The organism is Micromonospora sp. BQ32, assembly GCF_059358895.1.
This window is the reverse complement of record NZ_JCADBI010000010.1, coordinates 35,138-51,368: the sequence shown is the minus strand read 5'-3', so window position 1 is coordinate 51,368 and position 16,231 is coordinate 35,138. Positions and strand designations below refer to the sequence as shown.

Below are 16,231 nucleotides of genomic sequence, written 5' to 3'. Positions count from 1 at the left end.
GTCGTTGCCGAAGGCCCGCCACCGACCTACCGTTACCGCTTGTTGCGCAGCGTAACCCAGCGTCGGGCCTGACTGCGCAGCGTGAGGAGATGAGGAGGCTCAATGCGAGTTCGTAGACTCGCCGCCTGGACCGCCCTCCCGCTCGCGGTGACGCTGGGCCTCGCGGCCTGCGGCAGCGGCGGAGACGGTGGATCCGGCGGCAGCGACAGTTCGGCGGTCAGCATCCAGATCGCCGAGCCGAAGCACCTGGTTCCCACCAACACCACCGAGACGTCCGGGTCGCAGGTGCTCGCCGGCCTGTTCAGCCCGCTCGTCGACTACGACGCCCAGAACAAGCCGTACGAGGTCGCCGCGCAGTCGATCACCTCGTCCGACAACAAGGTCTGGACGATCAAGCTCAAGGACGGCTTCACCTTCCACAACGGTGAGAAGGTCACGTCCGAGGACTACATCAACGCGTGGAACTACGGCGCGTACGCCCCGAACGGCCAGGACAGCAACTACTTCTTCGAGAAGATCGCTGGCTACGCCGACCTGCAGGGCAAGGCGCCGAAGGCCAAGGAGATGTCCGGCCTGAAGAAGGTCGACGACCTCACCTTCACCGCGACGCTGTCCGAGCCGTACATCGACTTCAAGACGACGCTGGGCTACAACGCGTTCTACCCGCTGCCGGACGCCGCGTTCTCCGCGCCGGGCGTGCTCAAGGACTCCTACGAGCAGTCGCCGATCGGGCAGGGCCCCTTCAAGATGAAGGGCGCCTGGCAGCACGACAGCAAGATCGATGTCGAGCGCTACGACGCCTACCCGGGCGAGAAGCCCAAGGTCAAGAACGTTGAGTTCCGGATCTACCAGCAGCTCACCGCGGCCTACGCGGACGTCCTGGCGGACAACCTGGACGTGCTGCCCACGATCCCGACCGAGAGCCTGAGCACCGCGCCGAGCGACCTGGGCGACCGGTACAGGACCAGCCCGATGTCGTCGTTCCAGTTCCTCGCGTTCCCGACGTTCGACAAGGACTACAGCAACCCGGACGTGCGCAAGGCCATCTCGATGGCGATCGACCGTGACGAGATCACCAAGTCGGTCTTCAAGGGTTCGCAGACCTCGGCGCGCTCCTTCGTCTCGCCGGTCCTGCCGGGCTACCGGGAGAACACCGCGGGCAAGGCGGGCGAGTTCAACCCGACCGAGGCCAAGAAGCTCTACCAGGCCGCCGGCGGCCCGTCGAAGATCGTCATCTCGTACAACGGCGACGGCGGTCACAAGGACTGGGTCGACGCCACGGTCAACCAGCTCAAGACCAACCTGGGCGTGGACGCGGTCGGCTCGGCCGAGCCGAAGTTCGCCGACCTGCTGACCAAGGTCGAGAAGAAGACGCCGGTGGGCGCGTTCCGGATGGGTTGGGTCATGGACTACCCGACCATGGAGGACTACCTCGGCCCGCTGTACAGCACGAACGGCTCGTCGAACTACTACGGGTACAGCAACCCGGAGTTCGACAAGCTGGTCAAGGAGGGTTCCGCCGCCAAGACGCAGGACGAGGCGATCGCCAAGTACCAGCAGGCGGAGGACATCCTGGCCAAGGACATGCCGGTGATCCCGCTCCGCTTCGGCGAGAACGTCTTCGGCCACTCGTCCAAGGTCAAGAACGTGGAGATGGACCTGTTCCAGCGGGTCAACCTCGTCAAGATCGAAGCAGCCAGCTGAGCTGACCATGGTGCGGGCCACCCGGGCGACGAAGCCCGGGTGGCCCCGACCGCGTCACCGGGGCCGGGCCGCAGCAGCGGACCCGGCGTCGGTGGCGCCGGCTCCCCCGGGCCGGACGGCACGTCTCGGATATTTCGGGTACGACCAGAGATGCCGTCCTGCGACCCTTTCGCACATTTCCGGAGAGACTGCTAAGCATGTTCCGCTACATCCTGCGGCGCCTACTGCAGATGGTCCTGGCGTTCTTCGGGACCACCCTGATCGTCTACGCGCTGACATTCGCCGGGCAGGGCGACCCGATCCAGGCGCTCGCCGGCGAACGGCCGGTGACGCCAGCGCAGCGGGCCTACCTCACCGAGAAGTACAACCTGGATCAGACGGGCGTCGGCGGCTTCTTCTACCGCTACTTCGACTACGTGAAGGACCTGCTCCAGGGCAAGCTGGGCGAGTCGCTCACCGGTCGGAGCATCGGTGACATCCTCCAGCAGGCATGGCCGGTCACCGTGCGGCTCGCGCTCATCGCGCTCGCCGTGGCGATCATCTTCGGTGTCACCGCCGGGGTCCTCGCCGGCATCCGCCGGGCCAGCATCTTCGACAACTCGACGCTGGTGCTGACCCTGCTGGTGCTGGGCATCCCGACCATCGTGCTGGCGCCGCTGGCGCAGTACTTCCTGGGCGTCAAGTGGCAGCTCTTCCCACCCACGGCCGGCTCCGACCCGACGTTCTACGCGCTCCTGCTGCCAGGCATCGTGCTCGGCTCGCTGTCGCTGGCCACCGCGCTACGACTCACCCGGGCCTCGGTGGCGGAGAACCTTCGCGCGGACTACGTCCGGACCGCCCGCTCCAAGGGCCTGGTCAAGCGGCGCATCGTCATCGTCCACGTACTGCGCAACTCACTGATCCCGGTGGTCACCTTCCTCGGTGTGGAACTGGGCAACCTGATGAGCGGCGCGATCATCACCGAGGGCGTCTTCAACATCCCCGGCGTGGGCTTCAACCTCTTCCGCGGCATCCGCACCGAGGACGGCCCCCTGGTGGTGGGAATCGTCAGCGTGCTCGTCGTGGTCTACCTGGTCTCGAACCTGGTGGTGGACGTCCTGTACGCCGTACTCGACCCGAGGATTCGCTATGAGTGAGCGCAGCGACCGTGCCGGCGCCGAGCGCAGCGAGGTGCAGGCATGAGTGATTTTGAAACTGTGGCGGCGACCGAGAACCAGGCCGCGCGACGCGGCCCCTCGGGGGAGCCGGGCGCACCCAACCAGGTCGGCGCCGCGCAGAAGCCTCGCAGCCTGGCCGGTGACGCCTGGCGAGACCTGCGCCGCAACCCGATCTTCTGGATCTCGCTGGCGCTGGTCGTCATCTTCACCCTGATGGCGCTGCTCCCCGGCGTGTTCACCGCCAACAACCCGAACGACTGTCTGCTCTCCCGGCAGCACGCCGGGCCGTCCGGCGGGGCCATCTTCGGGTACGACTTCCAGGGCTGCGACACGTACTCCCGAGCGGTCTACGGCACCCGGGCGTCGTTGCTGGTCGGCGCGCTCGCCGCGCTCGGCACCGGGATCATCGCGCTGGTGATCGGCATGTTGGCCGGTTACTTCGGCCGCTGGGTCGACGCGGTGCTCTCCCGGGTGATCGACGTGGTGCTCGGCATCCCGCTGCTGCTGGCCGCGATCGTGCTGCTCAAGCGGGTGTCCAGTGACAGCCAGTGGGCTCGGATCGGCGCGGTCGTCTTCGTGCTGGCCCTGCTCGGTTGGACCACCGCCGCCCGCGTGGTCCGGTCCTCGGTGATCACCGCCAAGGAACAGGACTACGTCGCGGCGGCCCGGATGCTCGGCGCCGGCAACAGCCGGATCATGTGGCGGCACATCCTGCCGAACTCGCTGGCCCCGGCCATCGTCGTGCTGACCATCGCGCTCGGCTCGTTCATCGCGGCCGAGGCGACGCTCTCCTTCCTGGGCATCGGCCTGAAGGCGCCCACCATCTCGTGGGGCCAGGACATCGACACCGGCCGGATCCACATGCGGGAGGCGGCCACCCCGTTGATCGTCCCGTCGGCCTTCCTGGCGCTGACCGTGCTGGCGTTCATCATGCTCGGCGACGCGATCCGTGACGCCTTCGACCCGAAGCTGCGGTGAGAACTTCCATGCGAGCGCGAGGAGTGAGCGAAGCGAGCCCCGCAGTCGCGAGCGAAAGGCAGGCACAGTCTTGACCGTTCAACCCACGCCCGCCTCCGCCACACCCGAGGGCGGTCACCTGCTGGAGTTGCGGGACCTGCACGTCGAGTTCCGCACCAACGAGGGTGTCGCCCGGGTGATCAACGGCGTGTCGTACCACCTGGACGCCGGCGAGACGCTGGCCGTGCTCGGCGAATCCGGCTCGGGTAAGTCGGTCACCGCCCAGGCGATCATGGGCATCCTGGACACCCCGCCCGCGTTCGTCCGCTCCGGCCAGATCCTCTACCAGGGCGAGGACCTGCTCACCCGCTCCGAGGAGCAGCGCCGGCAGGTACGCGGCAAGGAGATCGCGATGATCTTCCAGGACGCGCTCTCCGCCCTCAACCCGGTCTTCCCGGTCGGTTGGCAGATCGGTGAGACGCTGCGCCAGCGCGCCGGCATGTCCCGAACCGACGCTCGACGTCGTGCCATTGAGCTGATGGATCTGGTCAAGATTCCGGGTGCCGCAAAGCGGATCGGCGACTACCCGCACCAGTTCTCCGGCGGTATGCGGCAGCGCGTCATGATCGCCATGGCGTTGGCGCTGGACCCGAAGGTGCTGATCGCCGACGAGCCCACCACGGCACTCGACGTGACCGTGCAGGCCCAGATCATGGACCTGCTGGCCGACCTGCGCCGGGAACTCAACATGGCGATGATCCTGATCACCCACGACCTGGGCGTGGTCGCCGGTGTCGCGGACCGGATCGCGGTCATGTACGCCGGCCGGATCGTCGAGCACGCCGACGTCCGCTCGCTCTACAAGGCGCCCGCCCACCCGTACACCAAGGGTTTGTTGGAGTCGATTCCGCGCCTGGACGTCCGCGGCCAGGAGCTGTCGACGATCAAGGGGTTGCCGCCGAACCTGATGCGCATCCCGTCCGGCTGCCCGTTCCACCCCCGGTGCCCGTACGTGCAGCAGGTCTGCGTGGACGAGGTGCCGCACGACCTGGTCCTCGGCGACGGCCGGACCAGCGCTTGCCACTTCGCGCAGGAGGTCCGTGATGACAGCGTCGCCCGCTAACTCCACCAAGGTCCGGGGCGAGACCATCCTCTCCGTCGACAACCTGGTGAAGCACTTCCCGATCACTCAGGGCGTGCTGTTCCAGCGGCAGATCGGGGCGGTGAAGGCCGTCGACGGGGTGAGCTTCGAGCTGCGTCGGGGCGAGACGCTCGGCGTGGTCGGCGAGTCCGGCTGCGGCAAGTCCACTCTCGCCCGGCTGTTGATGCGGTTGGAGAAGCCCACCTCCGGACGCGCCACCCTGGAGGGCAAGGACCTGTTCAAGGCTTCCGGGGGCGAGCTGCGCCGGCTGCGCCGCAACATGCAGATGGTGATGCAGGACCCGTACACCTCGCTGAACCCGCGGATGACCGTCGGCGACATCATCGGCGAGCCGTTCGAGATCCACCCGGATGCCGCGCCAAAGGGCAGCAAGGCCAAGCGGGTCCAGGAGCTGTTGGACCTGGTCGGGCTCAACCCGGAGCACATCAACCGGTACCCGCACCAGTTCTCCGGCGGTCAGCGTCAGCGCATCGGCATCGCCCGCGCCCTCGCGCTGAAGCCCGAGGTGATCGTCTGCGACGAGCCGGTGTCGGCGCTGGACGTCTCCATCCAGGCCCAGGTGATCAACCTGCTGAAGCAGCTCCAGGGCGAGCTGGGGCTCTCGTACATCTTCATCGCGCACGACCTGTCCGTGGTGCGGCACATCGCCGACCGCGTCGCGGTGATGTATCTCGGCCGGATCGTCGAGATCGGCACCGAGGACGAGATCTACGAGCGGGCCACCCACCCGTACACCCAGGCTCTGCTCTCTGCCGTGCCGGTGCCGGACCCGGAGGCCCGCGACCAGCGCAACATGATCCGGCTGGTCGGCGACGTGCCCAGCCCGGCCGACCCGCCCAGCGGGTGCCACTTCCGGACCCGCTGCTGGAAGGCCCAGGAGATCTGCGCCGTCGAGGACCCGGCGACGGTCCCGAGAGCAGCGGACCCCCACCCCTCCGCCTGCCACTTCGCCGAACTCCGCCCAACCCTCCCGGCCTGACCCGACCCCAGCCCTGATCATGAAGTTATTGCCCTGACACGCCGGTCAGACGGGCAATAACTTCATGATCAACGAGGCTGAGGTGGGGACGGGTTCAGTGGAAGAAGTGGCGGGTGCCGGTCAGGTACATCGTCACGTTGGCCTTCTTGGCTGCTGCGATGACCTCTTCGTCACGGATCGAGCCGCCCGGCTGGACGATGGCGCGGACGCCGGCGTCGATGAGGATCTGTGGGCCGTCGGCGAACGGGAAGAACGCGTCCGAGGCGGCGACCGAGCCGCGGGCCCGGTCGGCGCCGGCGCGGGTGACCGCGAGCTGCGCCGAGTCGACCCGGTTGACCTGACCCATGCCGACCCCGACGGTGGCGCCGTCCTTGGCGAGCAGGATCGCGTTGCTCTTCACCGCGCGGACCGCCCGCCAGGCGAACGCCAGGTCCCGCAGCAGCTCCTCGTCGGCGGCCTCGCCGGTCGCCAACTGCCAACTCGCCGGGTCGTCACCGGGGGCGTTCACCCGGTCGGCGACCTGGGCCAGCACGCCACCGGTCACCGGTCGCAACTCCACCAGTGCCGGCGTCCAGGCCGGTGCCCGCAGCAGCCGGATGTTCTTCTTGCCCTGCAACACCTCGACCGCGCCCTCGTCGAAGCCGGGGGCGACCACCACCTCGGTGAAGATCTCAGCGACCTGCCGGGCCAGCTCGACCGAGACCGGCCGGTTGACCGCGATCACACCGCCGAACGCCGACACCGGGTCGCAGGCGTGCGCCCTGCGGTGCGCCTCGGCGACGTCCGCGCCGACCGCGATGCCGCACGGGTTGGCGTGCTTGATGATCGCCACCGCCGGCTGGTCGGCGAAGTCGTTCGCGGCCCGCCAGGCGGCGTCCGCGTCGACGTAGTTGTTGTACGACATCTCCTTGCCGTGCAGCTGCTCGGCCTGGGCCAGCCCCGCCGGGGCGTCCGGGTCGGTGTAGAGCGCGGCCGGCTGGTGCGGGTTCTCCCCGTAGCGCAGCGCGGTCGACTTGCGCAGCGCCAGCCCCGCGAACTGCGGCCACCAGTCGTCGGCGGGCGCCAACTCCTGGGCGCACCACTGGGCCACCGCGACGTCGTACTCGGCGATGTCGGCGAACGCCCGGGCGGCCAGCGCGCGACGCTGGGCCAGGGTGAAGCCACCCTCGCTGAGCGCGCCGAGCAGCGCCGGGTAAGCGGTCGGGTCGGTGAGCACGGCGACCGAGGCGTGGTTCTTGGCGGCGGCCCGCACCATGGCCGGGCCACCGATGTCGATCTGCTCCACGCACTCCTCGACGCCGGCGCCGGAGGCGACGGTCGCCTGGAAGGGGTAGAGGTTGGAGACCAGCAGGTCGAACGCCGCCACGCCCAGCTCGTCGAGCTGCGCCACGTGGGTGTCCTTGCGCAGGTCCGCGAGGAGACCCGCGTGCACCTTCGGGTGCAGGGTCTTCACCCGGCCGTCGAGCACCTCGGGGAACCCGGTCACCGTCTCCACCGGCGTCACCGGCACCCCGGCGGCGGCGATGGTGCCCGCCGTGCTGCCGGTGGACACGATCTCCACGCCGGCCGCGTGCAGGGCCTGAGCCAGCTCGACCAGCCCGGTCTTGTCGTAGACGCTGACCAGCGCCCGCCTGATCGGGCGGCGCCCGTCCTGAGTGGAACTCACGGAACCGTGACCTTCCTTCCGGTGATGGTCCAGCCTTCGCGGACCAGCCGACCGACCTGCTCGACGAGCTGGCGCCGCTCGGCTTCCTTGATGCGCTCGGTGAGCGTGTCGACGTCGTCGTCGTCCAGCACCGGCACCGCGACCTGCGCGACGATCGGCCCGGTGTCCATGCCGGCGTCGACGAAGAAGAGGGTGGCTCCGGTGAGCTTCACGCCGTAGGCGAGGGCGTCACGCGGGCCGTGGATGCCGGGAAACGCCGGCAGCAGCGTGTTGTGCGTGTTCAGGTAGCGGTCGCCGAAGGCGGCGAGGAAGTGCGGACCGACCAGCTTGAGAAAACCGGCGGAGATGACCAGGTCGGGTTGGTGCTTCGCGACGTGCGCGGTGAGCGCGTGGTCCCAGGCTTCCCGGGTGTCGTGGTCGCGGACCCGCTCGACGAAGGTCGGCACCCCGGCCGCGGCGGCCCGGTCCAGGCCCGCGATGCCGTCGCGGTCCGCGCCGACCGCGACGACCTGTGCGCCGTACGCGGGGTCGGCGGCGGCATCCAGCAGCGACTGAAGGTTGCTCCCGGAGCCGGAGATGAGGACGACGATGCGGGCGACGGACGCGGGCTCGGTCACCGGGCCACCCTATCGGGCAGGTCAGGGACGCCCTCCGGCCGGGCGGCGCGCCGATCTTCGACAGTGTCGACGTGCGTCGACCCGGTACGCTGCCGCTCGCTCGGGCCGAACGCCGCGCCGGCCCACACACCGCCCCTGATCCGGCACGCCAAGCGGTCGACAAGCGCCTGTTTGCCTGCTTTGAGAGACATGTCGTCCTGTTGCTGTACTGGGCTTTGGGAGGACTGACCGCGATCATGGATGGAAACAAAGAGCACCAACTGACGGAACCAGTCCAAGGAGCTTCTCGAATGCAGCCCGGTAACCCCGGTCAGGACCCGTACGGCCAGCAGCCCAACCAGGACCCGACCGCTCCCCAGCCGCCGGCCGCCCCGTACGGCCAGCAGCCCACCTCCGGCCAGCCGTACGGCCAGCAGCCGCACGACCCGTACGCCGCGCCGCAGGCCCCGTACGGTCAGCAGCCCACCTCGGGACAGCCGTACGGTCAGCAGCCGCCGTACCAGGACCCGTACGCCCAGCAGCAGCAGCAGCCGCCGTACGGCGCGGGCCCGACGTACCCGAACGCCGGGTACCCGCAGGCGCAGGGGCAGAACAACACCCTCGGCCTGGTGTCGATGATCCTCGGTATCGCGTCGATCCCGCTGATCTGCTGCCTGTACCTGGGCATCCCGGTCGGCATCGCGGGCATCGTGACCGGCTACCTCGCCAAGCAGAAGGTGGCCCAGGGCCAGGCCAACAACGCCGGCCAGGCCAAGGCCGGTCTGATCTGCGGCGCGGTCGGCGTCGGGCTGGGCATCCTGCTGCTCATCCTGAGCGTCGTGGCGCAGGTCAACCTGCCCACCCAGCCCTGACGGGCTCGGATTCGACGGGGTGCTCCGGGCTGGCCCGGGGCACCCCGCGCTCGTCTACTGCGCGGGCCCGCGGGTCAGCGCCCGGGTGGCCGCGGCGCCGAGGAGCGCGCCGACCGCGATGACACCGGCCGCCACCGCCCCGACCTGCCAACCCACCGGCCCGACCTGGGCCAGCCGACCGGCGCCGAGCGGCCCGCCGGAGACCGCGGCAGCCGCACCGAGCACCGCCCCGGCCACCGGCCCGGCCAGCGCCGCTGGCGCCAGCAACTCGGCCCAGCGCTGCGCAGCCCGCTCCGGCCCGGCGAGTCGAGCCACCCGACGGGCCAGCAGCCAGCCGGCGACCATCCCGGCCAGTACCGGCACCGCGAGCAGCAGGGCGCCGAAGCCGTCCACCGGGCCGCGCGGCAGGCCAGCGAGCAGCGGCACGGCCGGCAGCGCGCCGACCGACACCTCACTGGTGCGGACCGCGGTGTCGGTTCCGACCGCGAAACCCGGCCCGAGCAGGTAACTGGTGGACCAGACCGCCGCGTTGGGCGCGTACGCGACGCTGACCAGGGTGATGCCGGCCTGCCCGGCGACCCCGGTCCGGTACGCCCCGATCATGTCGGCCGCGTCGCCGCCGCCGGTGGCCACCGCCAGGCCGGCGGCGCCCGCGCCCGCGCCGAGCAGCAGCAGCCCGGCCACCAGACCGGTGCGAACGCCGTCGCGCACCGGGCCCGGCAGCCGGGTGACGAGCAGCCGGGTCACCGCGGTGATCCGGACCGCGCCGACCAGCGCGGCGAGTGTGCCGACCGCCGCGAACGTGCCACCCGCCCGGATCAGGGACACCTCCGGCCCACCCGTGCCGACCAGCACCGCCGCGAGCGCGCCGAGCAGCGCGTACGCGATGCCGACCGCAACCGCGGCGAGCAGTGCCCGGCGCGGCGAGCGGGTGTCGCGAGCACCGATCGCGCGGCTGACGTGCACGCCGGCGCGGGTCAGCCGCCAGAGCGCGAGCACGGTCAGCGCGAGCGGGGCGAGCCCGAGTGGACCGGACTCGGTGTGCAGCGGCACGCCGTGCCCGAGCAGCCAACCGGCCAGCGCGGTGCGCAGGGTGCCGGTGAGGGTGGTGGAGTCGGCGCCGAGCTGCACCAGGCCGAGCACGATGGCGACCGGCAGGTACGAGGTGAGAGCGGCCCAGCAGGCGGCCACCCCGGCGGCGACGGGCAACGGCGCCCGCCCGCGCGGCGCCCCGCCCGCGCGGGGCGCGGGCACCCGCCGGGCCGGTGCGGCACGGTCGACCGGCCGGTCGTCGGCGCTCACACCGCCGGGACGGCTGGGACGGTCAGGGGTGACGGGGGACATCCGCTCTACTCTGGCACGTCGCGCGGGCGGTGGCAGTCCGTTAACCCCTCCTAAGGTCGGCGAGTTCACCGAACCGCCGTCCTGCCCACCCGTGCCGGTCTAGCCTCGGCCCTGAGGGGGCGCGAGTCGCCGCCACCCGGGACGGGCCCGCCGGTCGCGGTCCGGGCCGGCACGTCGCCCACGACCGCTCGGAGGAAGCTGTGACGACGCCATACCCGCCTCCCCCACCACCACCGGCCCAGGGACGCGACCGGACCACCCTCTGGGGCGTGCTGGGCATCGTGCTGGGGCTGATCTGCTGCGGCATCTTCGGCATCGTCTTCGGCTACCTGTCCATCCGCGACGCCCGGCGGTACGGGCAGTCGCCGCTGCTCGGCTACCTCGCCATCGCGTTCGGCGTGATCAACATCATCGGTGGGGCGATTCTGCGCTCGACCGGCAACTACCCGTTCTGGAACAACGACTGACCAGCGCGGAGCGCGTACGCCGAAGGGGGTCGACCGTGACCGGTCGACCCCCTTCGCCCTGCCTGACCGGCTCAGCTGCCGGACATGATCTCCCGCATCAGCTTGGCGGTCTCGGTCGGCGTCTTGCCGACCTTGACGCCGACGGCCTCCAGCGCCGCCTGCTTCGCCTCGGCGGTGCCGGCCGAGCCGGAGATGATCGCCCCGGCGTGACCCATGGTCTTGCCGGGCGGAGCGGTGAAGCCGGCGATGTAGCCGACCACCGGCTTGGTGACGTTGGCCTTGATGAACTCGGCGGCCCGCTCCTCCGCATCGCCACCGATCTCACCGATCATGACGATGGCGTCGGTCTCCGGGTCGGCCTCGAACGCCGCGAGGGCGTCGATGTGGGTGGTCCCGATGATCGGGTCACCGCCGATGCCGACGCAGGTGGAGAAGCCGATGTCGCGCAGCTCGTACATCATCTGGTATGTCAGCGTGCCGCTCTTGCTGACCAGGCCGATCCGGCCGGAGCCGGTGATGTCGGCCGGGATGATGCCGGCGTTGGACGCGCCGGGCGAGGCGATGCCCGGGCAGTTCGGCCCGATGATCCGGGTCCGCTCGCCCTGCGCCACGTTGTACGCCCAGAACGAAGCGGTGTCGTGCACCGGGACGCCCTCGGTGATCACCACGGCCAGCGGGATCGCGGCGTCGATCGCCTCGACCACGGCGGCCTTGGTGAACTGCGGCGGCACGAAGATGACGGTGACGTCGGCCCCAGTCTCGGCCATCGCGTCCGCGACGGACGCGAAGACCGGCAGCTCGGTGCCGTCGAAGTCGACCTTCTGGCCCGCCTTGCGCGGATTGACGCCACCCACCACGTTGGTGCCGGCGGCCAGCATCCGCCGGGTGTGCTTGGAACCCTCGGAACCGGTCATCCCCTGGACGATGACCTTCGAGTCCTTGGTCAGCCAGATAGCCATGATCAGACCCCCGCAGCTGCCAGCTCGGCGGCCCGCTCGGCCGCACCGTCCATGGTGTCCACCCGCTGCACGAGCGGGTTGTTCGCGCTGTCCAGGATCGCCCGGCCAGCCTCGGCGTTGTTGCCGTCGAGACGGACGACGAGCGGCTTGGTGACCTGCTCGCCGCGCTGCTCCAGCAGGGCCAGCGCCTGGATGATGCCGTTGGCGACCTCGTCGCAGGCGGTGATGCCGCCGAAGACGTTGACGAAGACGCTCTTCACGGCCGGGTCGGAGAGCACGATCTCCAGCCCGTTCGCCATCACCGCGGCGCTCGCGCCGCCGCCGATGTCGAGGAAGTTGGCCGGCTTGACGTTGCCGTGCCGCTCACCGGCGTACGCGACCACGTCGAGGGTCGACATGACCAGACCCGCGCCGTTGCCGATGATGCCGACCTCGCCGTCGAGCTTGACGTAGTTGAGGTCCTTGGCCTTGGCGGCCTGCTCCAGCGGGTCCACCGCGGCCTGGTCGACCAGCGCCTCGTGGTCCGGGTGCCGGAACGCCGCGTTCTCGTCCAGGCTGATCTTGGCGTCGAGCAGCAGCATCCGGCCGTCGCCGTTCTTGGCGAGCGGGTTGACCTCGACCAGGGTGGCGTCCTCGGCGACGAACGCCTGCCACAGGCCGACGGCGATCTCGACCACCTGGTCGGCGACCTCGGCCGGGAAGCCGGCAGCGGTCACGATCTCGCGGGCCTTGGCCTCGTCTACGCCCTTCACGGCGTCGATCGGGGCCTTCACGACCTTGTCGGGGGTCTCGGCGGCGACCTGCTCGATGTCCATGCCGCCGGCGACGCTGGCGATGCAGAGGAAGGTGCGGTTCGCCCGGTCGAGCAGGTACGAGAAGTAGTACTCCTCGGCCACGTCCGCGGTCACCGTGATCATGACTTTGTGGACGGTGTGACCCTTGATGTCCATGCCGAGGATGTCGGTGGCCCGAGCCACCGCCTCATCCGGACCCTCGGCCAGTTTGACGCCGCCGGCCTTACCTCGGCCGCCGACCTTTACCTGCGCCTTGACGACCACACGGCCGCCGAGGCGTTCGGCGATCGCGCGGGCCTCTTCCGGGGTAGTGGCGACGCCGCCGGCCAGCACGGGCAAGCCGTGCCGCTCGAACAGGTCCCGCCCCTGGTACTCGTACAGGTCCACGATTGCGCGTCCCGTCCCGTCTCCGCGGCGCGCCGTCGCGCCGCCACCAGCGTTCAGAAAACAGTTTGACGCCTGTCATCAGTTGAAACAGGCCATTGGCCGCAGCCTAGCGAGGTCGGCACCACCGGCAACCGAGCGGGTGCGCGGTGTGCGGTAATGCACAACCGGACATCAGGTGTGGCCGGTTTGCGGCCAGCACTCGGGTGGCATCCACCGTCCGGGCGATGTTGTCCGGCTTGCGTAACCCTGCCGTGGGGGCGTCGTTGAGTCAGATGTCGGAGCGCTTAACAGCGCAAAGACGGGATACGGCCGATGCCCTGTCGGTCGAGGGGTGGCGGCGGGGCATCGTGCATAGAGGGGCCGGACGTGTGAGGGGTGCGTCCGGCCCCTCCCCCGTGCCCAAATCCGTTCGCGCAGCAGATCGGCGTGCCTCAGGAAACCGGCTGGGCCACGTTCTGTCGGACCCACTCGACAATCGCCTGGGTGGTGGCGCCCGGCGTGAAGATCTTCGCGACGCCCAGCTTCTCCAACTCGGGAATGTCGCCGTTCGGAATGATGCCGCCGCCGAACACGACGATGTCGCGGGCGTCCCGCTCACCGAGCAGTTCCAGCACCCGCCGGAAGAGCGTCATGTGCGCGCCGGAGAGCACGGACAGGCCGACCGCGTCGGCGTCTTCCTGGATGGCGGTCTCCACGATCTGCTCGGGGGTCTGGTGCAGGCCGGTGTAGACGACCTCCATCCCGGCATCCCGCAGGGCGCGCGCGACGACCTTCGCGCCGCGGTCGTGGCCGTCCAGACCAGGCTTCGCGACGACGACCCGAATACGAGAGCTCATCAGCGCACACCTTTCACCGGCTTGACCGCCTTCACCTTAACGAACGGTAACCCGGCGGGCCTGGCCCGGGAAATCCGGGCTCTGTCACCGGCCGTTACCCGGCGTGTCCACCGGGCAACCCCGGGGCGGCCCGGCCCCGCGCCGTCCCGCCACCGCCACCGCCCGGCTCCTGGCAGCGCCGTCGACACTGTCCCGGCGCGGCTCGGAGTCAAGCCGGACGACTCCGCCGGAACGGTCACGCTCGGCGACGAACGGGCAGCGACGGGGGCACCGTTCAGCGTCACGATGCATGACAATCACGGACGCAAACGGACAGATCGACACGCCAATTTTCCGCTCTAGCTTGTGACTCGCCTGGCGGTTGGCTAACGTGTCCACGGTTGTCATCAGGTCCATGGACGGGTGACGACGCGGTCAGCGGACGCTTCACTGGAGCTTCAGGGGACGCCCACCGGCCGCTTCGGAACCCCGACAACGGAGGGTGTGCGTGCGCCAGCGCCTGTCGTCTGAGCCCGATCGATATCGCGGTCGCCGCCGCGTACCCACCCCACCCCGCAGCCGTTACGCCGCTGTCGTCACCACCGCGTTCGTCGGTGCCGGCATCGTGGCCCTCGGCGCGAGTGCCCTGCCGGACGCCAAGGACGTCAGCCCGACGGTCCTCGACGAGCTCAAGCAGGCGTCGGTCACCAGTCAGGACGCCGCGGCCCGTGCGGACAACGCCGACCGCGCCTCCCGGGACAGCCGCAGCAAGGACAGCGCCGAGCCCGAGGTCTGGCTGCTGCCGCTACAGGGTTACGACTTCAACTCCCCGTACGGGATGCGCTGGGGCAAGCTGCACACCGGCGTGGACCTGGTCGCCGGCGAGGGCACGCCCTACGTGGCGATCCACGACGGGCTGGTCACCAAGGCCGGCTGGTTCGGTGGGTACGGCAACGCGGTGATCGTCCAGCACGCCGACGGCAGCGAGGCCATCTACGGCCACTCCTCCGCGGTGAGCGTCAAGGAAGGCCAGCAGATCAAGGCGGGCGACCAGCTCGGCCTCGTGGGTCAGACCGGCCACGCGTACGGCACCCACCTGCACCTGGAGATCCATGTCAAGGGGCAGCCGATCGACCCGGTGCCGTACCTCCAGGAGCGCGGAGTGGACATCAAGCTGCAAGTCGAGGCAATCTACAGCGAGGTAGCCGCCTCCTGACGGTGTGCAACGACCGTTGACCGCCCGGATCTGTCGATCCGGGCGGTTTTGCGTTCCCCGGTCCCGACCAATGTGTCCCGGGGCACACCACCGGTTGTGACCGACGCCACGCCCCAACATGATCACTTTTCCGGATGTAGCGCCGCAGAGCGGGTCATATCCGGGCACCCGACCGCCCACTCTCCGTCCGAGGGTTCGGTCCCCGCGCCTACCCCACCCCGGCCCGACACCAGTATTTCGAGGTCAAGTGCCCCTCGACTGTGAAGGTCCGCCGTGCAGGAAGACAGCCCCGTCCAGAACGAGAACACCCCCGACACCAGCCAGACCGCGCCGCCGCGGCGCACCGGCCGGCGGAGCCGCCTCATCGTGCTCGGGGCCGCCGCCCTGGTAGCCCTCGGCTTCGGTGGTGTCGCCGTCGCCACCAGCGGCACCGACCGCCCGGCACCCGCCGCCGTCTCCCTCGACGCCCAGTCCCGGGCCGAGGCCGCGAGCCGGGCCGACCGCTCGATCCGCGAGTCGAGCACCCCGATCACCCCCTCGCTCAGCCCGACGCCGAGCCCGTCCGCGGTCAGCGCCAGCCCGACCCCCACCAAGACGGCCGCCGCGAAGGCCAAGCCGAAGCCGAAGAAGACCACCAAGCCCACGCCCGCCTGGGTCGACCCGATGCCGGGCGCGGCCGTCACATCCTGCTACGGGCCGCGCTGGGGCACCCTGCACGCCGGTATCGACCTGGCGCTGCCCTCCGGTACGCCGATCCACGCCGCGGCCGCTGGCACCGTGACCCAGGCCGGCGACGCCTCCGACGGGTACGGCAACTCCGTCTTCATCGACCACGGGAACGGCTACCTGACCCACTACGCCCACCAGAGCCGGATCGCGGTCACGGTCGGCCAGGCGGTCAAGGCCGGCCAGGTCATCGGCTACGAGGGCGCCACCGGCGATGCCACCGGTCCGCACCTGCACTTCGAGGTGCACCAGGGCATGTGGAACCAGATCGACCCGGCCCCGTTCATGCGGGCCCGCGGCGTCGACCTGGGCTGCTGAGACAGCTGCAGCAACGCCGCGCGCTGCCGTGGCGATCGCCTCGACAGCGCGCGGCTACGCGGACGCCAACTGCTGCGCCAGCCGATCCAGGCCGCTCTTGATCAGCTGCGCG

At 70.2% G+C, this 16,231-nt stretch carries 15 protein-coding genes; 9 read left to right on the top strand and 6 right to left on the bottom strand.

Going from position 1 to position 16,231, the window contains the following annotated elements:
* Positions 1–102: 102 nt before the first annotated feature.
* The 5 genes from AC5L30_RS19660 to AC5L30_RS19640 all read left to right on the top strand — a co-directional run bounded on the left by AC5L30_RS19660 (position 103) and on the right by AC5L30_RS19640 (position 5,959).
* Complete coding sequence (locus AC5L30_RS19660) at positions 103–1,704, top strand: peptide ABC transporter substrate-binding protein (protein ID WP_494868971.1); 1,602 nt, start codon at positions 103–105, stop codon at positions 1,702–1,704.
* 197 nt (positions 1,705–1,901) lie between these two features.
* A complete protein-coding gene (locus AC5L30_RS19655; protein ID WP_494868970.1) occupies positions 1,902–2,840 on the top strand; it encodes an ABC transporter permease in 939 nt (312 codons plus the stop codon).
* Positions 2,841–2,882: 42 nt separating this feature from the next.
* Entirely contained in the window at positions 2,883–3,839 is a 957-nt protein-coding gene (locus AC5L30_RS19650; protein ID WP_494868969.1) for an ABC transporter permease, read from the top strand.
* A 70-nt stretch (positions 3,840–3,909) separates the two neighbouring features.
* Positions 3,910–4,941, top strand: coding sequence for an ABC transporter ATP-binding protein (locus tag AC5L30_RS19645; protein WP_494868967.1), 1,032 nt, complete (start codon positions 3,910–3,912; stop codon positions 4,939–4,941).
* Positions 4,922–5,959 (top strand): ABC transporter ATP-binding protein, encoded by a 1,038-nt coding sequence (locus tag AC5L30_RS19640; protein WP_494868966.1) that lies wholly within the window; start codon positions 4,922–4,924, stop codon positions 5,957–5,959. Before AC5L30_RS19645 ends, AC5L30_RS19640 begins: the two co-directional genes overlap by 20 nt.
* A gap of 94 nt (positions 5,960–6,053) precedes the next feature.
* On the opposite strand, the gene purH is transcribed toward AC5L30_RS19640, so the two are convergent.
* Both purH and purN read right to left on the bottom strand, forming a co-directional pair.
* Positions 6,054–7,625 carry a bifunctional phosphoribosylaminoimidazolecarboxamide formyltransferase/IMP cyclohydrolase gene (gene purH, locus AC5L30_RS19635; protein ID WP_494868965.1) on the bottom strand — a complete coding sequence of 524 codons (1,572 nt, stop codon included), beginning with the start codon at positions 7,623–7,625 and terminating at the stop codon, positions 6,054–6,056.
* The gene (purN, locus tag AC5L30_RS19630) at positions 7,622–8,242 is read right to left on the bottom strand and encodes a phosphoribosylglycinamide formyltransferase (protein ID WP_494868963.1); all 621 of its coding nucleotides are present in this window, start codon (positions 8,240–8,242) and stop codon (positions 7,622–7,624) included. Before purN ends, purH begins: the two co-directional genes overlap by 4 nt.
* Positions 8,243–8,532: 290 nt before the next feature.
* Here purN and AC5L30_RS19625 point away from each other — a divergent pair, with 290 nt between their 5' ends.
* Positions 8,533–9,093 (top strand): DUF4190 domain-containing protein, encoded by a 561-nt coding sequence (locus AC5L30_RS19625; protein ID WP_494868962.1) that lies wholly within the window; start codon positions 8,533–8,535, stop codon positions 9,091–9,093.
* Between the two features lie 54 nt (positions 9,094–9,147).
* On the opposite strand, the gene AC5L30_RS19620 is transcribed toward AC5L30_RS19625, so the two are convergent.
* Entirely contained in the window at positions 9,148–10,437 is a 1,290-nt protein-coding gene (locus AC5L30_RS19620; RefSeq protein ID WP_494868961.1) for a cell division protein PerM, read from the bottom strand.
* Between the two features lie 200 nt (positions 10,438–10,637).
* On the opposite strand from AC5L30_RS19620, the gene AC5L30_RS19615 reads away from it, so the two are divergent.
* The gene (locus AC5L30_RS19615; protein WP_091406354.1) at positions 10,638–10,904 is read left to right on the top strand and encodes a hypothetical protein; all 267 of its coding nucleotides are present in this window, start codon (positions 10,638–10,640) and stop codon (positions 10,902–10,904) included.
* A 71-nt stretch (positions 10,905–10,975) separates the two neighbouring features.
* Here AC5L30_RS19615 and sucD read toward each other — a convergent pair whose 3' ends face one another.
* The 3 genes from sucD to icmB form a co-directional block, all read right to left on the bottom strand.
* Positions 10,976–11,863, bottom strand: a complete 888-nt coding sequence (gene sucD / locus AC5L30_RS19610) for a succinate--CoA ligase subunit alpha (RefSeq protein WP_238657516.1) — start codon at positions 11,861–11,863, stop codon at positions 10,976–10,978.
* A 2-nt stretch (positions 11,864–11,865) separates the two neighbouring features.
* Complete coding sequence (gene sucC / locus AC5L30_RS19605; protein ID WP_091406357.1) at positions 11,866–13,044, bottom strand: ADP-forming succinate--CoA ligase subunit beta; 1,179 nt, start codon at positions 13,042–13,044, stop codon at positions 11,866–11,868.
* A 431-nt stretch (positions 13,045–13,475) separates the two neighbouring features.
* Positions 13,476–13,880, bottom strand: coding sequence for a coenzyme B12-dependent isobutyryl CoA mutase small subunit (gene icmB, locus AC5L30_RS19600; RefSeq protein WP_030491849.1), 405 nt, complete (start codon positions 13,878–13,880; stop codon positions 13,476–13,478).
* A 487-nt stretch (positions 13,881–14,367) separates the two neighbouring features.
* On the opposite strand from icmB, the gene AC5L30_RS19595 reads away from it, so the two are divergent.
* Both AC5L30_RS19595 and AC5L30_RS19590 read left to right on the top strand, forming a co-directional pair.
* Entirely contained in the window at positions 14,368–15,075 is a 708-nt protein-coding gene (locus AC5L30_RS19595; RefSeq protein WP_494868958.1) for a M23 family metallopeptidase, read from the top strand.
* Positions 15,076–15,348: 273 nt separating this feature from the next.
* Positions 15,349–16,119, top strand: coding sequence for a M23 family metallopeptidase (locus tag AC5L30_RS19590; RefSeq protein ID WP_494868957.1), 771 nt, complete (start codon positions 15,349–15,351; stop codon positions 16,117–16,119).
* The last annotated feature ends 112 nt before the right edge of the window (positions 16,120–16,231 follow it).